The sequence below is a fragment of the Ohtaekwangia koreensis genome, assembly GCF_900167975.1.
Taxonomy (GTDB): Bacteria; Bacteroidota; Bacteroidia; order Cytophagales; family Cyclobacteriaceae; genus Ohtaekwangia; species Ohtaekwangia koreensis.
The window spans coordinates 879,826-905,340 of the sequence record NZ_FUZU01000002.1 but is presented as its reverse complement, the minus strand read 5'-3'; the positions used below and the strand labels follow the sequence as shown (position 1 = coordinate 905,340).

The window sequence follows — 25,515 nt, the reverse complement described above, 5'->3', positions numbered from 1 at the left end:
ATATTTTTCAAGATAATTTTAAGAGCCACCTTCATTGAAGGCGGCTCTTTACTTTCATTATGGCATCCGCAGTTGGTTTACTATATTGTATTTTAGGGAGTTTATTCCACGATTCAACTTTAAGTATTAGGGAATATGTTTTTTGCTTATTTTTAGGACCGCATGGAATTAGAAGAAAACAGTCCAAAACAAAATTATACAGAGGCTGAAAAGCAAAACATTTTTCATGGAGAGTTTATGCCACACATTAACTCCATGTACAACTTTGCCTATAGGCTTACACTTGACTCAGATGACGCCAAGGATCTGTTGCAGGATACCTATTTAAAAGCGTATCGATTTATTGAATCTTTTCAGAAAGGAACTAATGCTAAAGCATGGCTGTTTCGAATTTTAAAAAACAGCTTCATAAATGATTATCGAAAGAAGAGCAAGGAGCCTTCGAAAGTAGATTATCAAGAAGTAGAAAGCTATTACAACTCGGAGGAGGTTGACAGGCAAATAACACCCGATCTGCGTGTGGAGGCGTTGAAAGATATGATCGGTGACGAGATATCAAATGCGCTCAATGCTCTTGATGTAGACTTCAGAACCGTAATAATTTTGTGCGACCTGGAAGGATTTAAATATGAAGAAATGGCAAAGATTCTAGATATACCTATCGGAACTGTTCGAAGCCGTCTTCACCGGGCACGTAACCTGCTGAAAGAGAAACTAAGTGAATACGCTAAACAAATGGGTTATAAAACCGCATAGACCATGAGCAATCCCGATCCGAGCAAGATGAAGCAAGATTGTCCTGAAAAGAATGAGTGCCTCAAGATGCTTCAACTCATTTTAGATGGTGAAGCAAATTCAGAACAAAAGGAAAATTTCCTAAAAAATCATTTAGAGGAATGCATGCCTTGCTACAAGAATTATCATTTGGAAGTAGCGATTCGTCAACTCCTGAAAACGAAATGCTGTAAAGATGCTCCACAGGAATTAGTGGATGACATTAAAACTAAAGTGATCAAAAATCTGGCGAGCTGATGGCTGGTAAGGCAATTATTTTTTCAGCGCCATCAGGTTCCGGAAAAACCACGATCGTTAGACATCTTCTCGCCACAAACCCCAGTCTGGGGTTTTCAATTTCTGCATCCACACGCGATAAACGTGGACGTACAGAACAACATGGCAAAGACTATTATTTTCTCTCACCTGAAGAATTCAAAAAAAAAATTGATGAAGATGCCTTCATCGAGTGGGAAGAAGTATATGCCGGTAATTTCTACGGCACATTGAAATCCGAAATTGATCGCATCTGGAGCGAAGGCCACGATGTAATCTTCGATGTAGACGTAAAGGGTGGTCTCAATCTCAAGAAATACTTTGGCGATAAAGCATTGGCTATATTTGTAAAGGTGCCTTCACTGGAGGTACTCAAAGCGCGCTTGAATGATCGCGGTACAGAATCTCAGGAGAGTCTTTCGAGGAGATTGTTCAAAGCAAATTTCGAAATGTCCTTCCAGGATAAATTTGATGTTGTATTGGTGAATGAAACGTTAGAGCATTCATTAGCCGAAGCGCAAAGCCTTTACGACAACTTCAAGAATACATAGCATTCTTTCTTTGTGTTTGATTTTAGTAGTTTTAGGAATATATATCCTGAACTATAGGAGCATAAACTGCGAAATCAATTCATGAAAATCGGACTCTTCTTCGGCTCGTTCAATCCCATTCACATGGGGCATCTCATGATTGCCAACCTCATGGCGGAAACCACCGATCTCAAAAAGGTTTGGTTCGTAGTCTCTCCTCAAAATCCTTTTAAACCCAGCAAAGGTTTACTCCACGAATTCGACCGGTACGACATGGTGCGGGCCGCTATATATGATAACTATAATCTGGAGGTATCCGATGTTGAGTTCCACCTTCCGAAGCCGAGCTATACCATTCATACCCTTGTTCATCTTCGTGAAAAATTCCCGGACAAAGAGTTTAAAGTAATTATAGGTGAAGATAACCTGGCCTCGTTCACCAAATGGAAAAACCACGAACGTATCCTGGAAGATTACGGACTTTATGTTTACCGAAGACCTAACGTGCAACTTTCCGAACTCAAAACGCATCCTAACGTTACGTTTGTAGAAGCGCCTTTGCTTGACATTTCGGCTACATTTATCCGGAGCTGCATCAGAAATAAACATTCTGTACGTTATCTTGTTCCGGATGTTGTGGAGGAGACGATTCGCGCGAAAGGTTTTTACAAGGATTAACCCCCTACTATATTTACATGCGAGCAAAAAAAATGTTGTCTCAAGCCGCCATGCGTACGCTGCGCGCTTCAATACTTTTTTTATTTCTTTTCTTGTTCCCGGCATTGCTCTATGCCAAAGGAATACGTGGAACCATCACCGATGAAGCCGGCAAACCACTCGCATTCGCTTCCATTTTTGTAAAGCAAAGCGGAACGGGTACTACTGCCAATGAGAATGGATTCTACGAAGTAACGCTCGACTCCGGCCGCTATGAAATTATATACCAGTACCTCGGTTATGAAACACAAGTACGCATCATCGAAGTAGACAATGACTTTGTCCAGGTAAACGTTACACTTAAACCGCAGGCAACAGTTTTGCCAACCGTAGTCGTTCAGGATGGTAACGAAGATCCAGCCTATACCATTATGAGAAAGGCTATCGCCAAGGCGAAATATCACACACAGCAACTCGACAGTTATACGGCACGGGTATATATAAAGGGGGCGGGTAAGCTTAAAGATTATCCATGGCTTGCCAAGCGCGCGCTGCAAAAAGAAGGCATCGAGAAAAACCGGGTATATATTTCTGAGTCCGTCAGCGAAGTAAAGTATACGCGGCCCAATAAGTTTGAGGAAAAAGTAATTTCAATACGCAGTGACGGTAAGGATAACAACACGTCTCCGAACCAATATATATTCGGGAGTTTTTATGAACCTGAGATCCAGGGAACCATTTCACCGCTTGCACCGAAAGCTTTCTCATACTATAAATATGAATATCTCGGCACTTTTCAAGACCGTGATTACGAGGTGAGCAAGATAAAAGTAACACCACGCTTAAAAGGCGATAACGTAGTAGAAGGTGTTATTAATATAGTGGAAGGATGGTGGAGTATACATAGCCTCGATATACATACAACGAAGATGGGCATACAGATCTATATCAAAGCTATATATGCTCCCATTGATGATAAGGCGTGGATGCCGGTTTCTCACCAGTTCAGAGTTGAAGGAAAAGCATTTGGCTTTGAAGCTGAATTTAAATACCTGGCTACCGTAAGTGATTACAAGATCAAGCTCAATCCAAAATTGTATGTAGATAATGACAAGATGGAAGTGATCGATGAGAAAGTGCAGAAAGAGGAAGCCAAAAAGATTGCCGCGAATAAACCAGCTCCTGCAAAAAAATCCAAACAACCCGACAATGCTAAACTTCTGCAGGAACGATTGGAGTCCGGCAAGGAAATTACCCGCAAGGAATTGAACAAGATGATGAAGGACTATGAGAAGGAAGAACGCAAACAGCAAAAAGAACCGCTCGTAATTTCAGACAATACCTTTAAGGTTGATAGTGGCGCCTATAAAAAGGACTCAACGTATTGGGCAACCGTGCGACCGGTTCCATTAACACAAGAGGAAGTAAAAGGTTATCAGAAGTCGGATAGCATGGCAGTTGTATCACGCAGAATAGAAGAAGGCGATACATTAAAATCATCGAAGCACAAAGGTTTTCAACCGTGGGATCTTTTAATTGGTGATAGCTACAAAGTATCAAAGCACTCGAATTTTAAAATTCATTTCCCGATGCCCAACTTTAATACCGTGGAAGGATGGAACCTCGTATATAAAGTTTCTTTTGGAAGTATACTTCAGGATACAAACAAAACACGCCTCACTATAACTCCGGCTTTCCGTTATGCATTCTCACGCAAGGTTGCCTCTGGTAATTTGAAATTCGCGCTGCGAAACAACAAATATAGATTTGAAGTGGAGGGCGGGCGCTATATAAAACAATACAATGCTGACGAGCCAATCCTTCCTATTGTTAACAGCTTCACAACGCTGTTGCTGGAAAAGAATCTCATGAAACTTTATGAGCGCAGGTATATAGATTTAATGTATCGCAGAAAACTCAGTCAGTTCGTAACCGTGAGTGGTACACTTTCGTGGAACAAACGACACGAGCTCTTGAACACATCCAACTATAAATGGGTAGATCGGAAAAAAATTGAAGGCTATACGGAGAACAGACCTGTGAATGTTGAGTTAACAAACACAGCATTCCCGGATCACGAAGCGCTCATTGGCTCAGTACGGGTGGCAGCTCGCCCCTGGTTGAAATACCAGATTCGTAATGGACATAAGCAGGAGATCAACAATTCATCTCCTACTATTACCCTTGACTATAACAAAGGTATCCACGATGCTTTGGGCAGCGATGTGGATTTCGACCAAATTGAGTTGGGTATAAAACACGAATTTAATATAGGAGTGCGCGGACATGTAGACGTAGCGTTGCGAGCTGGTGCATTTACAAATTCAAGCAATATGTATTTCATGGACTATAAACATTTCCTTGGAAACAAAACACCTTTTGCCACCACTGATCCTGTGGGAAGTTTTCGCTTACTGGATTACTACACCTATAGCACGGATGACAAATATTTTGCCGGCAATGTTCACTACCACTTCAGAAGATTTTTGGTGACAAGCTTTCCGCTTGCGCGCATGGCGGGCGTAAGTGAAAATGTTTTCGTTAACTACCTCGCAACACCGGGTTCTAAAAATTATACCGAGGTAGGTTATTCCATCGATGGAATTCTGCGCCTCTTCCGCCTTGAAGCAATTGCTTCATTCCAGGATGGCAAGTACCAGGATTATGGTTTCCGTATCGGCATCAACACATCCTTCGCGATTAATTTCTCCGATAACTAGTCAATAGATTTTGTCAATCGCCATTGACTTGAGTAGTTTTATACTTGTAGTGAACAAACTACTATACACATGGCGATGCAGCTCTCAATAGATGATTTCCTGAAACTCCGATCGCAGTTACCCATTGTAGATGTGCGGTCTGAAGGAGAGTATCACGAAGGGCACATTCCGTCTGCCGTAAATATACCTATATTAAATAATGCTGAACGTATAGCGGTTGGTACAGACTATAAACAACGTGGGCAACAAGAAGCTATTAAAACAGGTTTCCGATTAGTCGGTCCGAGACTACTCGACATTGTCAATAAAACAGAAGAGATCGGAAAGGAAATTCTGGTTCATTGCTGGCGTGGAGGAATGCGCTCTTCCAATTTTTGTCAATTCGTCGGCATGGCACGTGTCCAAAGCCATCAACTTGCCGGTGGCTATAAAGCATACCGAACGAAAGCCGTTGAGTCCTATACATGGCCGCTGAAGCTTATCGTAATCGGAGGTTGTACCGGAAGCGGCAAGAGCGAAATTCTTCGGGCACTGAAAGCTCAGGGTGAGCAAGTGATAGACCTTGAGCAACTCGCATTACATAAAGGATCGGCATTCGGTGGATTGATGATGCCGCCTCAACCAACAACAGAACAATTTCAGAATAATCTTTTCGAAGAGATCATCACGTTCGATCGCTCGAAGCGAATCTGGATAGAAGATGAATCTATAGCCGTTGGAAAAATCTTTTTACCACATGGACTATGGACGCAAATGAACAATAGCCCTATAGTTGAGATTACGGTAAACAAAGAAACCAGAATTGAACGCCTCGTTCATGAATATGGCAGCGCTGACAAAGAACTCTTTTTGCAAGCGATGGTCAACATCACTCGCAAACTCGGTGGGCAACACTTCAATGCCGCCAAAGAAAAATTATTGCAAAATGACATGGCCTCTGTAATAGATATACTTCTCACCTATTATGACAAGGCGTATTTGAACGGACTTGCCAAAAAGAAACAACGCGTAAAAAATTCCGTTCCGTGGGACGGTGAAACGATCGATGCTTTTGCTGCAAGCTTAATTCAGGCAATAGATTAGTTACGTTTCAATTGCTATAGTATAGAATTCATTTACAACCACACTTTGCTTTTTATAAATAATTTCAATACGGTCATCAGATCGCTAACTTTACAAAATGGAACCAATCAAGTTGACACAATATAGCCACGGTGCAGGATGCGGATGTAAAATTTCTCCTGCTGTACTGGAGACTATTCTTCACTCCGATGCTCCCAAAGCGATCTTCCCGGAGCTGCTCGTTGGCAATGAATCAAAAGACGATGCTGCGGTATACGACATTGGTGATGGCATGTGTATCGTGAGCACTACTGATTTTTTTATGCCGATCGTAGATGACCCCGCTACTTTTGGAGCCATTGCTTCCGTAAATGCTATCAGCGATATATATGCTATGGGTGGCGAACCTTTTATGGCGATTGCTATACTTGGCTGGCCAATCAATAAAATTCCTGCAGAAGTTGCCAAAGGTGTGTTAGAAGGAAGCCGCAAGGTATGTCTTGAAGCTGAGATTCCTCTTGCCGGTGGCCATAGTATAGACTGCCCTGAACCGGTATTTGGATTAGCCGTTACCGGGAAACTCAAGAAGGAAAACCTGAAGCGTAACGATACGGCTAGAGCAAATTCACTCCTATATCTAACAAAATCATTGGGGATTGGTATTATTACTACAGCACAGAAAAAAGGAATTGTTCAGCAAGCGCATTACCAACGCGCGGTTGACAGCATGCTTACACTTAACTGGCTTGGTGCAGAAGTGGGTAAGCTCAAATATGTAAGTGCCATGACGGATGTTACCGGCTTTGGGTTGCTGGGCCACTTATGTGAGGTGTGTGAAGGAAGTGGACTCAGTGCTGAAATTGAATTCAACAAAGTGCCTGTGTTTGATTTTCTGGAAGAGTATATCCAGCAAAAGAGTATGCCGGGTGGTACAACGCGTAACTGGGAAAGTTATGGTTCTAAAATTTCTCCGCTATCCGAAAAACAAAAAGTAATACTCTCCGATCCTCAAACAAGTGGTGGCTTACTCATTGTTGTAGATGAAGAAAAGCAAGAGGAATTTGAAAAGGAAATGCAATCGCACGATTATACTTTGAAGCCTTTCGGAAGATTAACAAACAAAGAGGCAAACGTAATTGAAGTGAAGTGATCTATACCAAATATACCTGGCTATAGATCACTTTACGAAAGCCATGCTGATAATTCCCAGCAACATAATTACTTTGCAAAAGGCACTCAGTGTGGCGAAGTCTTTGGTAGTATCGGCACGAATCAATCGATAAAGAAGCCAAAGCAACGGGATAAAAAGAAATATAATATAGTAGTCCAAAGGCAATGCCTTGTAGAACTGATTAATGAGTACAACGGTGAGGGCAAAAAAAGCAAGTATAAAATAGATTGCAAACTTCGTTCGCCTTAATCCCCATACTATGGGAAGTGTCCGGCATCCAAACGTATTGTCTCCTTTCAGATCCTCCATGTCTTTAATGATCTCGCGCACGAGCGTCATAAAAAAAGCGAAGCTCGCATAGATCACGATCAACGCACTTCCGTGACGATATAGCGGGTCAACGATCCATACCGACAGTCCCGTTAATAATGCCACTGAAAAATTTCCGATGAAGGGAAGTCGCTTCAGGTTGTTGGAATATAGCCAGAGTAAAAAAACGGAGAAGACATTAAGTGCGGCCAATTTCCAAGACAAGAAAAATCCCAGAAGAATTCCGATACCGGAAAGTATACCATGAAAAAGAATGGCATGCCTGCGTGGTATACTTTTCCCGATCACCACACGTTCGGGCTTATTGATATAGTCAATCTTTACATCATAATAATCGTTGATAGTATACCCGGCTGCAGCGATCAGAATGGTTGAAACGGATAAAAGAAAAAGCTTCACATCCAGCACAGCAGATTTGTCGATCAGGAAGCCTGCTGCAAAATATTGTGTTATGCCAATAATAACCAGGTTGCCAAAACGTGTCAGTTTCAGCAATGACTCAATAAAAGTTCGCGTTCGATTGAATGTAGCCATGATTACCCCTCATGGCAAATTAAAGCATAAACCCTCCGGGTTTAAAGTCCCGGAGGGTTTATTAAAGAAGATTTAAAATTTCAAGGTGAGCATGGCCATAAAATTCCGGCCAGCCTGTGGGTAATAATAGTTCTCACGATACTGCTGGCCACCACCTGCATACCCCCAGGTGTAACCGTTCGACTCATACTCCTCTTCAAAAATGTTATTCACCAGAAAACTCAGTGCAAGTTCTTTCATAAACGAAGGCTGTACAGTATACGTGAGGCGCACATCGTTCACTACGTACGCATCTATACTTCGTTGACTGTCGGAGGTGTTATCGAGGTATTGCTGACCAACATATTTTGTGAGCAACGTTGCCTCAAAGTTTTTCACAGGCTTGTAGTTTAATCCTGATCCGGCAATCACATTTGGTGAAAATGAAATATCCGTATTATGATACGTTGTCTTCACTTCATTATACTCATCGAAGTTTGTGCCGTAATCATACATCACTTCCGTGAAATCCTTGATCTTATTTTTACTTAGTGTAACATTCGCATTCCAAGAAAAGCGTTCTGAAATTTTAAGCGCTCCCTCTAACTCAATACCCATGCGATAACTTTTGTCCACGTTGGTACGGATCGAAGCTCCCACATCATTTACCTGACCTGTCAATACAAGTTGGTTGTTATAATTCATCAGGTAATAATTCGCCTTAATCATATAAGTCTTGCCAATGAGTTTATACCCTGCCTCTACGTTTTGCAAATTCTCATGCTTGGGTTTTTTACCTGGCAATGCATCTACAAAATCATCACGAACAGGTTCACGGTTTGCAACGCTATAGGAGGCATATACCACTTGGTTGTCGCTAACGGCAAACGTTACACCTGCCTTCGGGTTAAAGAAATTAAACGATTCATTAACATTCAACAGATTTTGTTTGTTCTCTATACCCGTAGCAGTATACGTTACCTTGCGATATTGCAGGTCAACATATGCATTGAAGCGCTCCGTAAAATTATAGGTTGCTTTCCCAAAAATATTAAAGTCGCGTTTATCACCATTATTAAAATAATATTGATACTCCGATGGAACAGCAGATACCTGTGCCCAGGTTATTTGTCCATAGTGATCGCCATCATAACGGTTCCATCCTCCTCCTAAAACAGCATTCAGTTTATTCTTTTCATAATTGAAAGAATATGTGAATCCATAAAAATCATTATCAAGCCAGCGTCTGCGAATAAGATCCGAAGATGTTACCACCGAATCACCAATGGTAACGGGAGCTATACCATAATCAGAAAACTTATTGTTATAGCGGTACTCTTCATAATATCCTTTACCCGGTGTATAGTGTAATGATGCATTCGCAGTAAACGCATCGCTTATGCGTTGTGAAAAATGTAGTTGGTAATGATCCTGCTTATAGTCGTCAACCTGGTTCTTATAGGTATAGGGATTGAATGTACGGCTACCTGAATTCAACAGGTTGTTGGTTTGCTCTTCGTTCCATCCTTCATTCGAAGCTGTCGTTAGCATCGCTTCAGTATCATTCTGTAAGCGTGATTGCGGAACACCATACCAAGCCTGATACGTACGCTCTTTTCCTCCGAACGTGATTGCTTTGATCATCGTATTGCCTGCATAAAACCCGGCAGAGAAATAATAAGATTGAAGGTCGGCAGAAGCGCGATCTATAAATCCATCGGAATTAATTTTTGATACGCGGCCATCAATTACCCAATGATCTTTTAACAGACCCGTACCAAAGCTCAAACTGTTTCTGAATGTACCGAACGAACCTGCAGACGACATCAGTGTAGCATAGGGATCATCGTTGCGTGTGTTGGTTTGCAGATTTATAGTAGCACCAAATGCACCGCCACCATTTGTAGATGTACCGACCCCGCGCTGGATCTGTATGCTTTGCGAAGAGGCTGCTATATCTGGTACATCAACCCAAAATGTACCGAGCGATTCGGCATCGTTGTAGGGTATACCATTCACCGTAACATTGATTCGCGTAGCATCGCTTCCGCGGATGCGAATGCCGGTATAGCCAACGCCCGTGCCTGCGTCCGATGTGGTGACTGCAGAAGGAGTCCAGTTCAGAAGAAAGGGTAAATCCTGTCCAAAGTTTTGTTTCTGGATGGCTTCTTTCCCGAGGTTGGTAAATGTAGCCGGAGTTTTTTCATCAGCACGCGTGGAGAGTACAACAACTTCATCTGTCATCACAAATGATTCATCCAGATGTATAGTTACTTCAACATTGGAAGACGCTGTAACTTTTTCAGATTTGTCAGAGTACCCGATGAATTTAGCAACGAGTGTATATTCACCAGCCGCTACTTTTTCAAATTTGAATCTTCCGAATGCATCACTGACGGCAACACGATTTGTGCCTTCCAGTTGCAACGATGCTCCGGTTAATAACTGATTGTTCTTTGCATCGCGTATACTTCCTGCGATAAAAAACTCTTGCGCGTAAACATGCGCTGACAACAGCATAGCCGCTGCCACAAAAAATACTTTGTACATGGTTTATATAATGTGGTTTAAACTAACAGGCACAGGGGAATGCTCTGCGTATGTTTAACCTTGCCTCCCTTCGACCGCATTACCGGCATCAGGTTCATTGGGTATAATCTCAGCCCGTTATATTTAAGGCACCCCTTATCTTTCGACAGCACAAAGGTAAATGTATAAAAGTCGATTTTGCAAAAAGAATTTTGGTGGCCTGTTTTTAACCCGTCAAAACAAGCGCTTGACTTGCACTATATTGAGTGTCCGGAATAATTTGCACATTTACAGGGAACAAATTTTCAGAGTATGTATAAAGCCATCGTGAACAAAAAATCTTTTGAAATCACTTCTTCCGATGATGGATTTACGGTGAACGGAGAACCGTTGACATGGGACCTGGTGAAAGTTGCCGATGGTTATTTTCATATTCTGCACAATCAGAAAAGTTACAGAGCCGAAGTAGTGAAGACCGATGCCGCTACAAAAACATTCACGTTAAAGATCAATGGCACAATGTATACCGTAGCGTTGAGAGACAGATTCGATCTGCTCCTGGAAAAGATGGGGATGAATAATGTCGCTTCAGGAAAAATCAATTCGCTGAAAGCGCCAATGCCGGGACTCATCATCGATCTGAAAGTAAAACCTGGTGATGCCGTTAAACAAAATGATCCGCTGCTGATCCTGGAGGCTATGAAGATGGAGAACATCATCAAGTCGCCCGGAGAAGGAATCGTGAAGACTGTGAAAATCAAGAAGGGCGATAGCGTTGAGAAGAATCAGGTACTGATCGAGTTTCAATAAACTATAGACATCGGTCCGCTTCCAGTCATTTTCTGCGTGTAGATATAGGGTAACGGCTCATAGAAAAACGGATGCACCTCTCCTTTTTTATTTTATGGCAGAGGATTTCGGAATGAAATAAAGGCCTGTACTTCATCTGGAATTTTACAAAGCCCTGTGCTTTGAATATATTGCGCCAATTTCGCTGCAAAACCAATCCAAACTACGAATGAAGTACAAGCGTATCCTCCTCAAACTCAGTGGTGAAGCATTACAAGGGTCTTCGAAAAACACGAACATCGACCCGAGTGTGCTGGAACAGTACTGTGAAGAAATCAGAACCATTAAAGATCAGGGTGTTGAAATTGCTATAGTGATCGGTGGAGGAAATATCTTCAGAGGCGGTCAGGCAGAAGCCCTGGGTATCGATCGTGTACAAGGCGATTACATGGGAATGCTCGCTACGGTAGTAAACGCGATGGCCTTGCAAAGTTCGCTTGAGCGCCATGGCATGTTTACACGTTTAATGTCGGGTATAAAAATGGAACAGGTCTGCGAACCTTTTATCAGACGCAGAGCCATTCGCCATCTTGAAAAAGGAAGAATTGTAATCTTCGGAGCCGGCATTGGTAATCCTTATTTTACAACAGACTCAACGGCCAGCTTACGCGCTATAGAAGTGCAGGCGAATGTTGTATTGAAAGGAACTCGTGTGGATGGTGTTTATACAAAAGATCCGGAAAAATTTCCGGATGCTGTCCGCTATAGCAAGCTTTCCTTTCAGGAAGCTTATGAAAAAAATCTGAATATAATGGACATGACTGCTTTTACTCTTTGCAAAGAAAATAAACTGCCGATCATTGTATTCGACATGAACAAGAAAGGCAATTTGCTTAAAGTAGCTTCTGGAGAAGAAGCAGGAACATTGATCAGCTAAGCTGAGAAAAATTAACTCGTAAAACGTACTTCATACTTATACTTTGTTTCTATGGAAGAAATTGAATTATACCTGGATGATGCCCGCGACTCGATGAATAAAGCTCTGAGTCACCTGAGTCATGAGCTTACCAAAATTCGTGCAGGTAAAGCAAACCCATCCATGCTCGATGGCTTGCTCGTAAATTATTATGGCGCAAGTACTCCGCTGCAACAAGTGGCTTCTGTTACTACTCCTGATGCACGAACACTTTTTGTAAAACCTTGGGAGAAAGGTATGATCCAGGAGATTGAGAAAGCAATCATCAACGGTAATCTTGGACTAAATCCGCAGAACGATGGTCAACAAGTGATCATTAATATACCGATGCTTACAGAAGAAAGACGCAAGCAGCTCGTAAAGCAAGTTGGTCATGAATGTGAGCAAGGCAGAATCAGCATCCGAAATATTCGTAAAGACACGAATGAGCAGCTGAAGAAAATCAAAGGCGTTTCCGAAGATGATATTAAGAATGCTGAAGATAAAGTTCAGAAGATGACGGACGACTCTATACTCAAGGTGGATGCCTTGATGAAGAAGAAGGAAGCAGAAATTATGACGGTATAGTTATATACTAACTATATATAGCGGCAACAAAAAAGTCCTGGTTTCATAAACCAGGACTTTTTTTATTTGGTCTCCCGCTGACTTCGTTTCGTACGGTGGTGTTAGTACCGTGAAATTATACGTAGTCTACGGGAGATATCTTTACAGCATTAAACTGTTACAATCGCTGGAGTACGTGCATCCTGTGTGCATCAAGTTTCAGAAGGATAAACAATAATATAGTGAAACTCCAAAGAGATGATCCACCATAGCTAAAGAACGGCAGCGGTATACCAATTACCGGAAAGAGGCCGATCGTCATCGCTATATTCGTGGCAAAGTGAAAGAAGAAAATACATGCTACCGAATAGCCATATACCCGCGCGAACCTGTTCTTCTGTCGCTCTGCTATAAAGACTACGCGTAAGAGTAAAGACATAAACAAACTGACCATCAACAAACTTCCAATCCATCCGTGTTCTTCACCAATCGTACAGAAGATGAAGTCGGTATATTGTTCAGGAACAAATTTGAGTTTCGTTTGAGTGCCTTTTAAAAAACCTTTTCCAATAACACCACCACTACCAATGGCCACTTTAGATTGGTATACGTGATACCCTGCTCCCAGCTGATCAAGTTCGGGATTGATCAACACCATTACTCTTTTCTGATGATGTTCTTCAAGAAGATTATCGAAGATAAATTCCACACTGGTAATGGTAAATGCTAATACCAGAGCTCCTGCTGTAATGATACCCAATCGCCTGATTTTTTTTCTGCGATTCATATACATCAGAATTCCCCACGCGGCACCAATGATTCCGAATAGAATCCAGTTGTTCTCTACCAGGAGTGTGAGAATAAAAATAACACCTACGCCTAATCCTACAAGCAACAAAAACGGTGACATACCTTCACGATAAAACACCAGTAAGAAGACCATGAATACCATAGCGGTTCCATAATCTTTCTGAAGAAGGATGAGTAATATAGGACCGGCAATAATCGCGAACAATACAATCTGGTTACGGATATTATCCATACGAAAGCCGATCGTACCAATGAACTTGGCTGCCGCCAACGCTGTAGCAAATTTCGCGAACTCGGAAGGCTGTACACCAAATGAACCAACACCCAACCACGCCCGGTTACCGCCTACTTCTTTCCCTATAAATGGAACGAGTAACAATAAGAATAAAATTACTCCGTAGATTATATAGGCGAACGTTTCATAGAAGCGCATATCGATGATCAGAATCGCCAGGATTAATATAGAGGATGTGATGATGAACATCATCTGGCGACCGGAGTTTAACGACAAGTCAAAAATGGATTGTGTCTCATCGTATGTAGCAGAGTATATATTGAGCCATCCCCAGAAAACCATTAGCCCATAGATCAGTACGGTTACCCAATCTATTTTGTGCGATATTATTTCTTCTCTCCTCAATGCGTTAGTGTTAATGTGTTCGTAGGTCTTGTTTTCTGAGCAGTTATATCCTAGTGAAGGAATTTACCCTTCAGCACGTATTCTTCTATGTTCGGACGCTGCGTGCCTCCCAATAAATATTTCTCTATCATCAAGCTGGCTATAGATGCTGCTGCACGCCCACCCTGGCCGGAGTATTCTACATATACAGATATAGCGATCTTGGGATTTTCCTTGGGCGCAAAAGCTATAAATACAGAGTGATCAGGATTCGGTTCATTCTGCACGGTTCCGGTTTTACCACACACTACTATATCTTTCAGCTTTGCCCGATACTGTGCTGTACCGGCTTCCACCACACGCTGCATGGCATCTCTTGCAATTCTAAAATTAGCAGAGTCAATGGTTGTCACGTGCTTTTCAAGATACTGTGGTAGTGGCATGCCTGAATTACCAATGGATTTAACAAGATGCGGTGTATAGTAAAAGCCTTTATTCGCTACGGTTGCTGCAAAGTTTGCCATTTGCAAGGGCACTACCATGTTCTCACCTTCACCGATCGCGATCGAGTATATATTTGAAAATTTCCATGGGCGTCCTCCGTAAGCACGGTCATAATATTCAGGGCTTGGCACCAGTCCTCTTTTTTCATTCGGAAGATCAATACCTAATCTCCTGCCGAATCCAAAACTCATCATGTGCTTGTCCCATTCAGCAAGACCTATGCGTGTATCATCAAATGGATTTGCTCCTTTACCTTGATTCAACATTCTGCGAAGCACGTTGTGAAAGTACGGGTTACATGAATTGGTAATAGCACCACGAAGATCTTCATTCGAGTGTGCCCCGTGACAATTTATAATAGAGCGGTCGCAACGGATCCGTGTCTCCGGAGTGATCACCCCTTCCTGCAAGGCAACCATGGCCTGTGCAATCTTAAATATAGACCCGGGGCGATACTGCGCCATCAACGGGCGATTGAACAATGGTTTAAGGCTATCTGTACTGATGAGCTTAAAATTCTGACTATAATTTTTACCGGTAAGAAGATTCGGGTCGTACGATGGGCCGGATACCATAGCCAGTATTTCTCCGGTTGCTGGCTCGATCGCAATTATACTTCCTGATTTTCCATTCAGCAGAAATGCACCATACTCTTGCAATGTCAGATCTATAGTGGACACCAGATCTTGTCCGGGCACAGACAGTGTATCGTACTTTCCTCCTTCGTAAGAACCTTTGATCACACCATCTTTATTGCGCATCAGGTGTTTTATACCACGTTGCCCGCGCAGATATTCCTCATAGAAAGATTCAATTCCGCTTTGTCCTATATAATCACCTTGCTTATAAATTCCGGTTTTGTCTCTGTCCAATTGATTCTTCGAGATCTCACTTACGTAGCCTATGGCATTTGCTACTGCCTTGCTTGCGTACGCGCGCGTAGTTCTGTCCTGAATAAAAAATCCAGGGAATTCATCCAGGTTGTCCTGGATTCGGGCAAGATCATACGTGGAGAGTTGACGTAAGAATGGAAAGGGTTGAAAGCGATTCGCCTTCTTGTTTTTTATTTCCGTATAAAAATTCTTGAACAGCAAGCGAAGTTCATCCTGCGTTTTGCCAAACACCTGGCAGAAGCGCGTGCTATCAAAATATTCTACCTCATGGAGAATAACCATGAGGTCGAATTCCGGACTGTTATATACAATCAGTTTACCATTACGATCTTTGATAATCCCTCTGATCGGATATTGAACCTCCTTGCGGATAGCGTTAACACCCGCCATGTTTTTATAGCGCTCTTCAACAATCTGTATGAAGAATAGTTTTACCAGGAAGATGAGACCTACCAGTACAAACACTATTTGTAAAACTTCTTTCCGGCCTTCGTTCATAGTATATAATAAGGCAAAGTTAAGCTATGAGTAAATATATAGTATGCGAGTTCTACCCGATACATTACGTGTGCAAAATGTGTGATCAAATTCTGAGTAAATCGTAAGGTTTCAATCGCGCTCCTTACAAGCGGATCATCGTCTCTTGCTCGGAAACAAAAATTGAGCAATTAAAATTACCAACATGGTAAAAAAAGTGCTGGTGATTATTTTCCACAGCGTAAACCAGAACATTCCAAAGCCACCAGCTTCCATAAAAAATAAAATGGTATGGTGTAAAAACACCAGCGGCAAAGAATAAATAACGAACCACTGAAATCCACCCAAAGCCATGGAAGGCGTAGAGTTGCTGTCATATCCACCTTGAGGCGTCATGGAGCTGAGCCAATAGTTTCGTACATACATTATCAATACACATGCAAATGCATGCAACCCGATGCTTTCGTAGAACATGTCTACGGCAAAACCCATCAGAAAACCAACACCCATTAATATAAGTGGATTGGTTTCTACCGGTAACAATAGCAGATATAGTATATAGAGAAAACAAAATGCAGTGTGAAACAACACGACATTCTGGAGTATCAATACCTGGTAAAACAGATAAACGAAAAATGCTATGACTTGAAAAATGGCTCCTCTGCTCATCGTTCCATTGCATTTACGACCTGTTCCAGAGAATCAACTTCCTGTTTCAGCTCACTTCTTACAATCGTTACATAAGAAAGCTTACGAAAATCTTGTGAGAGCCTGACACTTAAGTCATATGAAAGTGCTTCGTTGCCAAGCTTCTTATCGATGATTGTGCCAATCATGACACCTTCAGGAAAAATAGCATTGAAGCCTGAGGTAACGACTGAATCGCCAACCATGGGGTTGACGTGACGCGGAATATATTTAAACTTTACAATGCCGGGGTCGAGTCCATCCCATTGCACAGATCCATAATGTCCCGTACGTTTCAACACGGCAGAAACCATCAGGTCTATATGTAGCAGGGAAGTTACCACACCATAATGGTTGGAAACCAGCTTTACTTTTCCTACAACTCCTAACGGACTTATTACTGCCATGCCTGCTTCAATGCCGGCATCTTTTCCTTTATTAATAGTGATGAAGTTTTTAAACTGATCAACGTGATTGTTCACCACCTTGGCACTGACGAAATCGAATCGTTTTATTAAGGAAGAGTCACGAAGCGCCAGTGTATCGAATGCCTGAACACGCTGATTGTTTTGCTCCACCTGCCTGCGCAAGATGGCGTTCTCTTCTGCGAGTGTGGTGTTGACATCGCGCAACAGGAAATAATCACGAATGCTTTGTGAGAAATTATTTAATGATGCAACAACAGTATTGGACGAGTTGAAAAATTTTGCTCCCTGGTATGCATTGTTCTCTACGACAAGCCAAAAGCAAAATACTTCCAACACGACAAACGTAAAGAAAGCCCGGTATTGATAGATGAAATAAAATAGACGCTCCATTAAACTTTAGTTAAGGTGCGTTCGATCACCGATGAAAATCGTACCCTACCCATTTCGGCAAAAAGTAAGGCTATGTCATTAACACAGCACGGAACTGCGCGATATTTTTCAATGCCTGACCTGTTCCACGAACAACAGCACGAAGTGGATCGTCTGCCACGTGAATCGGAAGTTTTGTTTTAAGGGCAAGACGTTTGTCAAGTCCTCTCAACAAGGCTCCGCCACCGGTGAGATATATACCTCTTTCATAAATGTCTGCTGACAATTCAGGAGGTGAAGTTTCTAACGCCTTGAGTACAGCTTCTTCCAATTTGGAAACAGACTTGTCTAAAGCAAAGGCAACTTCTGAATACGAAATCTTGATAGTCTTTGGTATACCGGTCATTAAATCGCGACCCCGGATTTCATAATCCTCTGGTCCGTCTTCCAGCTCGGTTAATGCAGAACCTACTTCTATCTTTACTTTTTCTGCAGAGCGCTCACCGATCAGCAGGTTATGCTGACGTCTCATATAGTCGAGTATATCTCTGTTGAAAGTATCTCCTGCTACACGGATCGACTGATCGCAAACAATCCCCGAAAGGGCGATCACGGCAATATCAGTAGTTCCACCACCAATATCCACGATCATGTTACCGATGGGTTGTTCTATATCTATACCTGTACCGATCGCTGCCGATATAGGTTCATAGATCATATATACTTCTTTTGCTCCGGCATGTTCTGCCGAGTCGCGCACGGCACGCTTCTCAACTTCAGTGATACCGGATGGTATACAGATTACCATTCTATAGGATGGTGGAAAGAGGCGCTTGCCTGTGTCTACCATTTTGATAAGACCACGCAACATCATTTCGGCTGCCTGGAAGTCGGCTATTACACCTTCCTTCAACGGGCGGATCGTCTTGATATGATCATGTGTCTTCTCATGCATCTGCATCGCTTCACGGCCAATGGCTAATACCTTATTGTTTACTTTGTCAATAGCGATGATAGAAGGTTCATCCACTACGATTTTATCTTTGTGAATGATAAGGGTGTTTGCTGTTCCCAGGTCAATTGCAATGTCGCTGGTGAAGAAGTCAAAAAATGCCATGTATCTGTATTCCCTATGTTTAAAAATTGTGTCTCGAAGTTAACCAAGATAGCGCCTGTAAAATTGCACTTAATTTACCAAATTAATGTGTATCGGTCTAAAAATGTAAGTTTTTTACAAGTCCTAAAAATTCCGATCGGTGAACGACAGTGGTTGGAGGTTTCAACTTCACTGTTTCAGGTTCAACGTACGAGTATAGTAAACACATCATACACCTCGATGTAATGAAAATGTACTAATGCTTAAAGTGACGGATGCCTGTAAACACCATAGCCATACTATGCTCATCACAATAGTTGATGGAGTCCTGATCTTTTACCGAACCACCGGGTTGTATGACTGCATGAATACCTTGTTGGTTAGCAATCTCCACACAATCGGGAAATGGAAAGAAAGCATCGGATGCCATCACGGCACCTTTCAGACTAAATCCGAAAGCAGCAGCTTTTTCAATAGCTTGCTTCAATGCATCAACGCGTGAAGTCTGCCCTACACCACTTGCCAACAGTTGTCCTTCTACTGCGAGTATAATTGTATTTGACTTTGTGTGCTTGCAGATCTTGCTGGCGAAGAGTAAAGCATTTACTTCTGCAGTTGTTGGCGCTTGCTTGGTAACAACTTTCAGATCGCTTTGTGAATCTGTTTTCAGATCAAGATCCTGCTCAATGATACCATTGAGGATTGTTTTACTCTGTTTCGTTTCAGTAAGTTGTTGCTTCTGCAGCAGGATCATTCGGTTCTTCTTGCTCTTTAGCAATGCCAATGCGTTATCGGTATACGAAGGAGCGATCAGAATTTCAAAAAAGAGTTTATTGATTTCTTCCGCAGCAGCGAGATCAATAGTCTTGTTGGTTGAAAGCACACCACCGAACGCAGAGATCGTGTCTGCCTGGAAGGCTTTCAGGTACGCCTCTTTTACTGATGAAGCTATGGCTACACCACAGGCGTTGGTATGTTTGATGATAACAAAAGCTGTTTCGCCTTCAAATTCCTTTACCAGGTTTATAGCGGCATCTATATCTACGAGATTATTATAGGAGAGCTCTTTACCATTGAGTTGCTCAAACAATCCATCGAGGTCGCCATAGTATGTTCCCTTCTGATGCGGATTTTCCCCGTAGCGAAGTACACGCCCGTGCTGATAGCTCTTCTTGTAACTTGGAAGTTGAAACTCATTGTTGAAGTAATTAAATATAGCAGAGTCGTAATGCGAGGTAACATCAAAAGCCATCGCAGCAAACTTTTTACGATCGCTCAGATCGGAAGAACAATTCTTAGCCTGCAACAACTCAAGAAGCTCACTGTATTGATTACGCGAAGCAACAATCAGTACATCTTTAAAATTCTTGGCAGCGCCCCGGATCAAAGAGATTCCACCGATGTCAATTTTTTCAATGATATCTTCTTCTGAACCACCCTTCGCTACTGTTTCTTCAAAAGGGTATAGATCCACAATAACCAGATCGATGGGCGCTATATTGAATTCTTTTGCCTGGTTAAGATCACCGGCATCATCGCGTCTGTATAGAATACCTCCGAAGATTGCCGGATGCAACGTTTTTACGCGGCCGCCAAAAATGGAAGGATATCCCGTAAGGTTTTCTACCGGAGTTACTTTATAGCCAAGCTTCTCGATAAATTCCTGTGTGCCACCAGTTGAGACAAACTCCACTCCCTGTTTGCCGAGCGCATGTACGATAGGCTCTAAATTATCTTTATAATAAACAGAGATTAGGGCTCTTGTAATTTTCTGGCTGGCCATGTTCAGGGTAGATTTAGTGGTTTTGAAATGAGGTGCAAAAGTAGGCTTTTGATACGCCTTTACGAAGAGTGGCCCACGAATTTTTCAAGGAATATCCATGACCGCTATCAGGCTATATATAGTATGGAGAATCGCTTTATAAAAGAAAAGCCCCATCGAAGGGGCTATCCGGTATATTTATAAACGCACGTTTCAGGCTTCTTAAAATTCTGATTCTTCGTATTCTTCAAACTCGATCGTAAAGTCATCAGAATCTATATAGGCAGGGAAGCGATCGCGGAAAGCGTGCAAGGCATTTGCACTGAGCTCCATCGTCCGCACAGCTTCTCCTCCTTCGTTGGTATAAATGACTTCACCTTTAGGGCTGATGATCGAAGAGTGTCCGTTATACTCAACGCCTTGCTCATCCTGACCAATGCGATTCACACCGACAACAAAACTCAGGTTTTCAATCGCGCGGGCTTTCAGCAATGTATCCCAGGTATCGATGCGTGTAACCGGCCAGTTGGCAACGTAGATGGCAACATCGTACGAAAGTTTTTGATTGACACGATCCCATTTGTTACGGCTCCAAACCGGGAAGCGAAGATCGTAACAAATCAATGGGCAGATCTTCCATCCTCGCCAGGTAGCAATCAACAGACTTTCTCCGGGTGAATATGTTTTATGTTCATTATCCATTCGGAAAAGATGACGCTTGTCGTAAGTCTTGAAATTTCCTCCGGGCTCCATCCAGAGTAACCGGTTGTAGTAACGGTCGTGTACAGTTACAATATAGCTTCCGAGAATTAGTGCTCCCGTTTGATCTGCCATCTGTTTCATCCACTTGAAAGTTTTCATGTTCATGTGCTCGGCTTTTTTATTGGCCGCCATGGTAAAACCAGTGGTAAACATTTCAGGCAGTACGATCACATCCGTGGAACCACTTATTTGCCAGATCTTCTCTTCAAACATCGAAAGGTTGGCATCGATATCTTCCCAGTGCAAATCGGATTGGATTAACGTGATTTTGAGGTCCTGCATGTTTATGGATTTCTATAGCAAAGAAACGCAATGAGCAGGAATTTGTCTAAGGAAACTTTTGTGAACGGAGGGATAAACGTTGGTCAATTATATCTTCCGGAGGATCTCACATGCACGTTCCAGTGTCTCCTCCATCTTGGCAAAACAAAAACGCAGCAGGTGATTATCAGTTCTATCCTGATAGAAAACCGATACCGGAATGGACGCTACCTTGAACTTTTTGGTTATCTCTTCCGCCATTTCCACATCGCCTTTTTTGGAAATGTTTTTATAGGATACCAATTGAAAATAGGAACCGTTACACGGCAACGGCTCGAACGATGATCCTTTGATATGCTCCAGGAAAAAATCACGTTTCTTCTGGTAGAACGTTCCGAGTGATTCGTAATGATCACGTGTCTGCATATACTCTGCCAGCGCCAGCTGCACCGGTGTATTTACACTGAAGACTATAAATTGATGTGTCTTGCGTACTTCTTTTGTAAGGTACTCGGGTGCTACTACATAGCCAGCCTTCCATCCCGTTGCATGAAATGTTTTTCCAAATGAAAATACAGCAAGGGCTCTTGAAGCAAGGGCCTTATAGCGCAGTACACTTTGATGTTTTATTCCATCAAAGATGAGTCGTTCGTATACTTCATCACTTAGCACAAGCAGGTTATGTTCCAGTACAATCTGCTCCAACGCCCGCAGATCTTTTTCATGTAACACCGACCCGCACGGATTATGGGGCGTGTTGATGATGATCATTTTTGTGCGTGACGAAATTTTAGACCGAACTATATCCCAGTCAATGGAAAAATCCGGAGGCGATACGTTGATGTGAATCGGTATACCGCCATTCAATCGGATTGACGGGTTATAAGAATCGTAAGAAGGATCAAACAGAATAACTTCATCACCCGGACTTATAAAAGCTGCTATAATAGCAAATATACCTTCCGTAGCTCCGGCTGTAATGGTGATCTCCGTTTCCGGATTTACCGTATGGGTATAGGTGTTCTCAATTACCTTGGCAATTATATTCCGAAGGGCAGGAGCGCCTGGCATAGGCGCATACTGATTGTTGCCTTCGAGCATATAGCGCTGCACCATGTGGATAATCTTCTCATCAATGCTGAAATCAGGGAAGCCTTGTGAGAGATTAATGGCACCATGATCGAGCGCCATCTTCGACATAATCGAAAATATAGAGGTACCTATATCCGGTAAGCGGGAAGCTATATTCATTTACAACCTAGTAAGATGATGCCGTTTTGTAAATGACGTTTACTTCTTCAGCGGAGCTATAATTCTATATTCTGTATCTACTTTTCCTTTTGAAATATCGGCAAGCTTTCCTTTAAGCAAACGCTTCTTCAAGGCGGGCAGATAGTCTACAAAAAGTTTTCCTTCAATATGATCGTACTCATGCTGTATGATACGGGCCTTCATACCATCATATACTTCTTCGTGCTGTGCCCAGTTCTCGTCATAATAACGGATCTTGAGCCGCTCCTTGCGTGAGACTTTTTCGCGGATGTTCGGAATGCTTAAACAGCCTTCTTCGAAATCCCATGGTGTTCCATCTTCTTCCAGTATCTGCGGATTGACAAAGGCTTTTCGGAAATTATCCATTCCCTCTTCATCTTCTAAAGCACTTCCATCAACAATAAACAGACGAATGCCTTTCCCTATCTGTGGTGCGGCCAGGCCGATACCACTCGCTGCATGCATGGTTTCGAACATGTCTTCAATCAATTGTTTCAAATCAGTACCCTGCTCAATATCTTTTGCGCGTTGGCGAAGCACGGGGTCGCCATACATTACTATCGGATAAATCATGACGCAAAGTTAACGGTTATCCTTTAAAAGTTAATTGCTAACAGGTTCCGGTTAACCGAAAAAATAAAAGCCAGATAAAAAGAGTTTCTGTTTAGAGCATGGTTTCAGTCACAGCCCGCGGATGCTTTTTTGCCGGTAGTTCGAACGTGTTCTCTTTCAACGGTTCGTCCTCGCCGGAAGATGGCTTCACGTTTTTCAATCGGTATAGTGTGTAGACAGAGATCAACGAAAGTCCGATCCACAAGACATCCACTATAAAAATATCGAACTGTTGCGTGGCCACAGTATACCAGATCCAGTTACCGGTTGAAACACCGTTTGCCACCGGAATCAGTATCGCGAGTATAGCTCCGGAGAGCAATGTATACTTGTTCGTAAAGAAGTTGCTTCGCTTCCACGAAAAGAAAACCGAAAGCAGCAACCAGCAACCAAAGTATAGACTGTAAAGAATGGTTTGCCGCGTTGAACCCATGTCGGCTGGTAAAAACCTGACAACGATAAACGACAGCGCAGTAACCGGGTACATTGCCAGACAGATGGCCAGGTATATATTGCTGACCTTCTTATTGAAACGCTTTTGCTTCTCAGGCACGCTCTTCTTGTTTCGTGCTTCAAACCATATCAGCACTCCGGAAATGATTACGAAGCATGAAAGAAGTCCTAACAGGAAGCTCGCTATCTTCAATCCATAGCCTCCGTAGTCGCCATAATGCAAGCGATATAGTATATTCTTTACATCATCAAGGTAGGTGGTTAGCACGTACGGATCTTTCTCGTGAATGATTTCACCAGTAGATGCCTTGTATATTACTTCACCTATACCGGTAAATTTAGCAGCGTGCTCTAATTCCCCAGAGACGATCACATGCATACCTTCATCTCCATAGTGCATAATATGGACTTCCGTGACATGGAATTTATCCCACTTGTTTGATACCTCTGTTACCATGCTGTTGATTGTAACAGGCGTGGTTATTTTCTTCCCGGTAAAAGTAAAAGACGGATGTGCATAGCCCAGGTCTTCGTATATTTTTTCCTGGTCGCCATCGTATAGAAAAAACACATCGGGTATAATCAGGAATATATTAATCATGAAGAAAGCTCCCGTGATCGCGTATACTGCCTGGAACGGCAAACCTATTGTACCCAACGCTGTATGAGCATCCGTCCATACTGTTTTAAGTTTTGCCCACGGTCTGAACAAATAGAAATTAGAAATGATCTTTTTCCAGTGAATCAATATACCGGTGAGTACTATAAAGAACAGGAACAATGCTGTGAACCCTGACAAATAATAACCTACAGGATACGGGATTTGCGCAAAGAAATGTAGCCGGTATATAAATTCTCCAAGCGAGTATGATGACGGATAGTCGTATGACTGAAACGTTTTCGTGTCCATGTAGGAGAAACCTCCTGCTTCTTTAATCGTTGTGTCGCTGGAGACTGACACATTTACCGAGACTCGGCGCTCATCGTGTGCTCTGTGAATTGCCACTTCGCGCCCATAAAGAGTATACTTCTTTTGAAGTGTATCCAGCGCTACATCCACATTCATGTCGATTGCTTTCTCTCCTGTTACCGGTTCATTCCTTTCCCAATTTATAATCTCATCGCGGAAGAACGAGAAGGATCCCGCAAAGAAGATTACGAACAATAGTACACTTAGTACAATACCACTTACGGCATGGAGATCAAAAAATATATTATAGGATCTTTTTTCCATCAATGAAGAAAATTAGGATTGTACATCTTACCCATCCACGCGATAACAAAAAAACTCAGCGTAAGCAGTATATATAGCATCCATACACGCCAGCCACTTTTGCTCAAAAAAGCGAGCACCATTAAAACAGCCCAAAGTATAAATCCTGTAAAAGTAGAAGTGATTAAGACATTAACGTGGTTGAACCAGGATGCAAAGGCCAGGTGCACTGCTGACGAAACAAAATAACCGCCCAGTATTCCGGCTGATATTTTACCAAACCGGTGCCAGGGCGATGCTGTAAGATGTTTTGGATTAGCCGGCATATCAATTCTTGTTCGATGTTAGTGGAGACAAAAGAATGACCAGACATCCAATTGTCATTAAGAATATAAATCCGGTGAGAGTGCCAGCACCGACTCCT

At 42.4% G+C, this 25,515-nt stretch carries 23 protein-coding genes; 10 read left to right on the top strand and 13 right to left on the bottom strand.

Annotated elements, in window-relative coordinates; all coding sequences use genetic code 11:
- The first annotated feature begins 162 nt into the window (after positions 1 to 162).
- The 7 genes from B5Y40_RS16870 to selD all read left to right on the top strand — a co-directional run bounded on the left by B5Y40_RS16870 (position 163) and on the right by selD (position 7,169).
- The gene (locus B5Y40_RS16870; RefSeq protein WP_079687953.1) at positions 163 to 756 is read left to right on the top strand and encodes a sigma-70 family RNA polymerase sigma factor; all 594 of its coding nucleotides are present in this window, start codon (positions 163 to 165) and stop codon (positions 754 to 756) included.
- 3 nt (positions 757 to 759) lie between these two features.
- Positions 760 to 1,032: an anti-sigma factor gene (locus B5Y40_RS16865; RefSeq protein ID WP_245840599.1), complete on the top strand. Its 273-nt coding sequence runs from the start codon at positions 760 to 762 to the stop codon at positions 1,030 to 1,032.
- Entirely contained in the window at positions 1,029 to 1,601 is a 573-nt protein-coding gene (gene gmk / locus B5Y40_RS16860) for a guanylate kinase (RefSeq protein ID WP_079687952.1), read from the top strand. Before B5Y40_RS16865 ends, gmk begins: the two co-directional genes overlap by 4 nt.
- Before the next feature lie 81 nt (positions 1,602 to 1,682).
- The gene (gene nadD, locus B5Y40_RS16855; protein ID WP_079687951.1) at positions 1,683 to 2,258 is read left to right on the top strand and encodes a nicotinate (nicotinamide) nucleotide adenylyltransferase; all 576 of its coding nucleotides are present in this window, start codon (positions 1,683 to 1,685) and stop codon (positions 2,256 to 2,258) included.
- A gap of 17 nt (positions 2,259 to 2,275) precedes the next feature.
- The gene (locus tag B5Y40_RS16850) at positions 2,276 to 4,957 is read left to right on the top strand and encodes a DUF5686 family protein (protein ID WP_079687950.1); all 2,682 of its coding nucleotides are present in this window, start codon (positions 2,276 to 2,278) and stop codon (positions 4,955 to 4,957) included.
- Between the two features lie 69 nt (positions 4,958 to 5,026).
- Positions 5,027 to 6,040, top strand: coding sequence for a tRNA 2-selenouridine(34) synthase MnmH (gene mnmH, locus B5Y40_RS16845; protein ID WP_079687949.1), 1,014 nt, complete (start codon positions 5,027 to 5,029; stop codon positions 6,038 to 6,040).
- Positions 6,041 to 6,137: 97 nt separating this feature from the next.
- On the top strand, positions 6,138 to 7,169 hold the full coding sequence (gene selD, locus B5Y40_RS16840) for a selenide, water dikinase SelD (protein WP_079687948.1): 1,032 nt from the start codon (positions 6,138 to 6,140) through the stop codon (positions 7,167 to 7,169).
- 27 nt (positions 7,170 to 7,196) lie between these two features.
- Here selD and B5Y40_RS16835 read toward each other — a convergent pair whose 3' ends face one another.
- Positions 7,197 to 8,054, bottom strand: coding sequence for a geranylgeranylglycerol-phosphate geranylgeranyltransferase (locus B5Y40_RS16835; RefSeq protein ID WP_079687947.1), 858 nt, complete (start codon positions 8,052 to 8,054; stop codon positions 7,197 to 7,199).
- Positions 8,055 to 8,126: 72 nt separating this feature from the next.
- Positions 8,127 to 10,583 carry a TonB-dependent receptor gene (locus B5Y40_RS16830; RefSeq protein WP_079687946.1) on the bottom strand — a complete coding sequence of 819 codons (2,457 nt, stop codon included), beginning with the start codon at positions 10,581 to 10,583 and terminating at the stop codon, positions 8,127 to 8,129.
- A 291-nt stretch (positions 10,584 to 10,874) separates the two neighbouring features.
- On the opposite strand from B5Y40_RS16830, the gene B5Y40_RS16825 reads away from it, so the two are divergent.
- From B5Y40_RS16825 to frr, 3 genes are all read left to right on the top strand, one after another.
- Entirely contained in the window at positions 10,875 to 11,372 is a 498-nt protein-coding gene (locus B5Y40_RS16825) for an acyl-CoA carboxylase biotin carboxyl carrier protein subunit (RefSeq protein ID WP_079687945.1), read from the top strand.
- Positions 11,373 to 11,580: 208 nt separating this feature from the next.
- On the top strand, positions 11,581 to 12,288 hold the full coding sequence (gene pyrH / locus B5Y40_RS16820; RefSeq protein ID WP_079687944.1) for a UMP kinase: 708 nt from the start codon (positions 11,581 to 11,583) through the stop codon (positions 12,286 to 12,288).
- Positions 12,289 to 12,339: 51 nt separating this feature from the next.
- Complete coding sequence (frr, locus tag B5Y40_RS16815) at positions 12,340 to 12,894, top strand: ribosome recycling factor (protein ID WP_079687943.1); 555 nt, start codon at positions 12,340 to 12,342, stop codon at positions 12,892 to 12,894.
- 157 nt (positions 12,895 to 13,051) lie between these two features.
- Here frr and rodA read toward each other — a convergent pair whose 3' ends face one another.
- The 11 genes from rodA to B5Y40_RS16760 form a co-directional block, all read right to left on the bottom strand.
- Positions 13,052 to 14,323, bottom strand: a complete 1,272-nt coding sequence (rodA, locus tag B5Y40_RS16810; protein WP_079687942.1) for a rod shape-determining protein RodA — start codon at positions 14,321 to 14,323, stop codon at positions 13,052 to 13,054.
- 50 nt (positions 14,324 to 14,373) lie between these two features.
- Positions 14,374 to 16,197, bottom strand: a complete 1,824-nt coding sequence (gene mrdA, locus B5Y40_RS16805; RefSeq protein ID WP_079687941.1) for a penicillin-binding protein 2 — start codon at positions 16,195 to 16,197, stop codon at positions 14,374 to 14,376.
- A 135-nt stretch (positions 16,198 to 16,332) separates the two neighbouring features.
- A complete protein-coding gene (locus B5Y40_RS16800) occupies positions 16,333 to 16,845 on the bottom strand; it encodes a Rod shape-determining protein MreD (protein WP_185145737.1) in 513 nt (170 codons plus the stop codon).
- Positions 16,842 to 17,681 (bottom strand): rod shape-determining protein MreC, encoded by an 840-nt coding sequence (gene mreC, locus B5Y40_RS16795; protein ID WP_079687940.1) that lies wholly within the window; start codon positions 17,679 to 17,681, stop codon positions 16,842 to 16,844. Before mreC ends, B5Y40_RS16800 begins: the two co-directional genes overlap by 4 nt.
- Before the next feature lie 70 nt (positions 17,682 to 17,751).
- Complete coding sequence (locus tag B5Y40_RS16790) at positions 17,752 to 18,777, bottom strand: rod shape-determining protein (RefSeq protein ID WP_079687939.1); 1,026 nt, start codon at positions 18,775 to 18,777, stop codon at positions 17,752 to 17,754.
- Positions 18,778 to 19,012: 235 nt separating this feature from the next.
- Positions 19,013 to 20,539 carry a bifunctional phosphoribosylaminoimidazolecarboxamide formyltransferase/IMP cyclohydrolase gene (purH, locus tag B5Y40_RS16785; protein WP_079687938.1) on the bottom strand — a complete coding sequence of 509 codons (1,527 nt, stop codon included), beginning with the start codon at positions 20,537 to 20,539 and terminating at the stop codon, positions 19,013 to 19,015.
- Between the two features lie 201 nt (positions 20,540 to 20,740).
- Positions 20,741 to 21,562, bottom strand: coding sequence for an amidohydrolase (locus B5Y40_RS16780; protein ID WP_079687937.1), 822 nt, complete (start codon positions 21,560 to 21,562; stop codon positions 20,741 to 20,743).
- Positions 21,563 to 21,649: 87 nt separating this feature from the next.
- The gene (locus tag B5Y40_RS16775; RefSeq protein ID WP_079687936.1) at positions 21,650 to 22,792 is read right to left on the bottom strand and encodes a methionine aminotransferase; all 1,143 of its coding nucleotides are present in this window, start codon (positions 22,790 to 22,792) and stop codon (positions 21,650 to 21,652) included.
- Between the two features lie 39 nt (positions 22,793 to 22,831).
- Complete coding sequence (def, locus tag B5Y40_RS16770; protein WP_079687935.1) at positions 22,832 to 23,386, bottom strand: peptide deformylase; 555 nt, start codon at positions 23,384 to 23,386, stop codon at positions 22,832 to 22,834.
- A 91-nt stretch (positions 23,387 to 23,477) separates the two neighbouring features.
- Positions 23,478 to 25,112 carry a PepSY-associated TM helix domain-containing protein gene (locus B5Y40_RS16765; protein WP_079687934.1) on the bottom strand — a complete coding sequence of 545 codons (1,635 nt, stop codon included), beginning with the start codon at positions 25,110 to 25,112 and terminating at the stop codon, positions 23,478 to 23,480.
- Positions 25,112 to 25,417 (bottom strand): hypothetical protein, encoded by a 306-nt coding sequence (locus B5Y40_RS16760; protein ID WP_079687933.1) that lies wholly within the window; start codon positions 25,415 to 25,417, stop codon positions 25,112 to 25,114. Before B5Y40_RS16760 ends, B5Y40_RS16765 begins: the two co-directional genes overlap by 1 nt.
- Positions 25,418 to 25,515 lie beyond the last annotated feature (98 nt).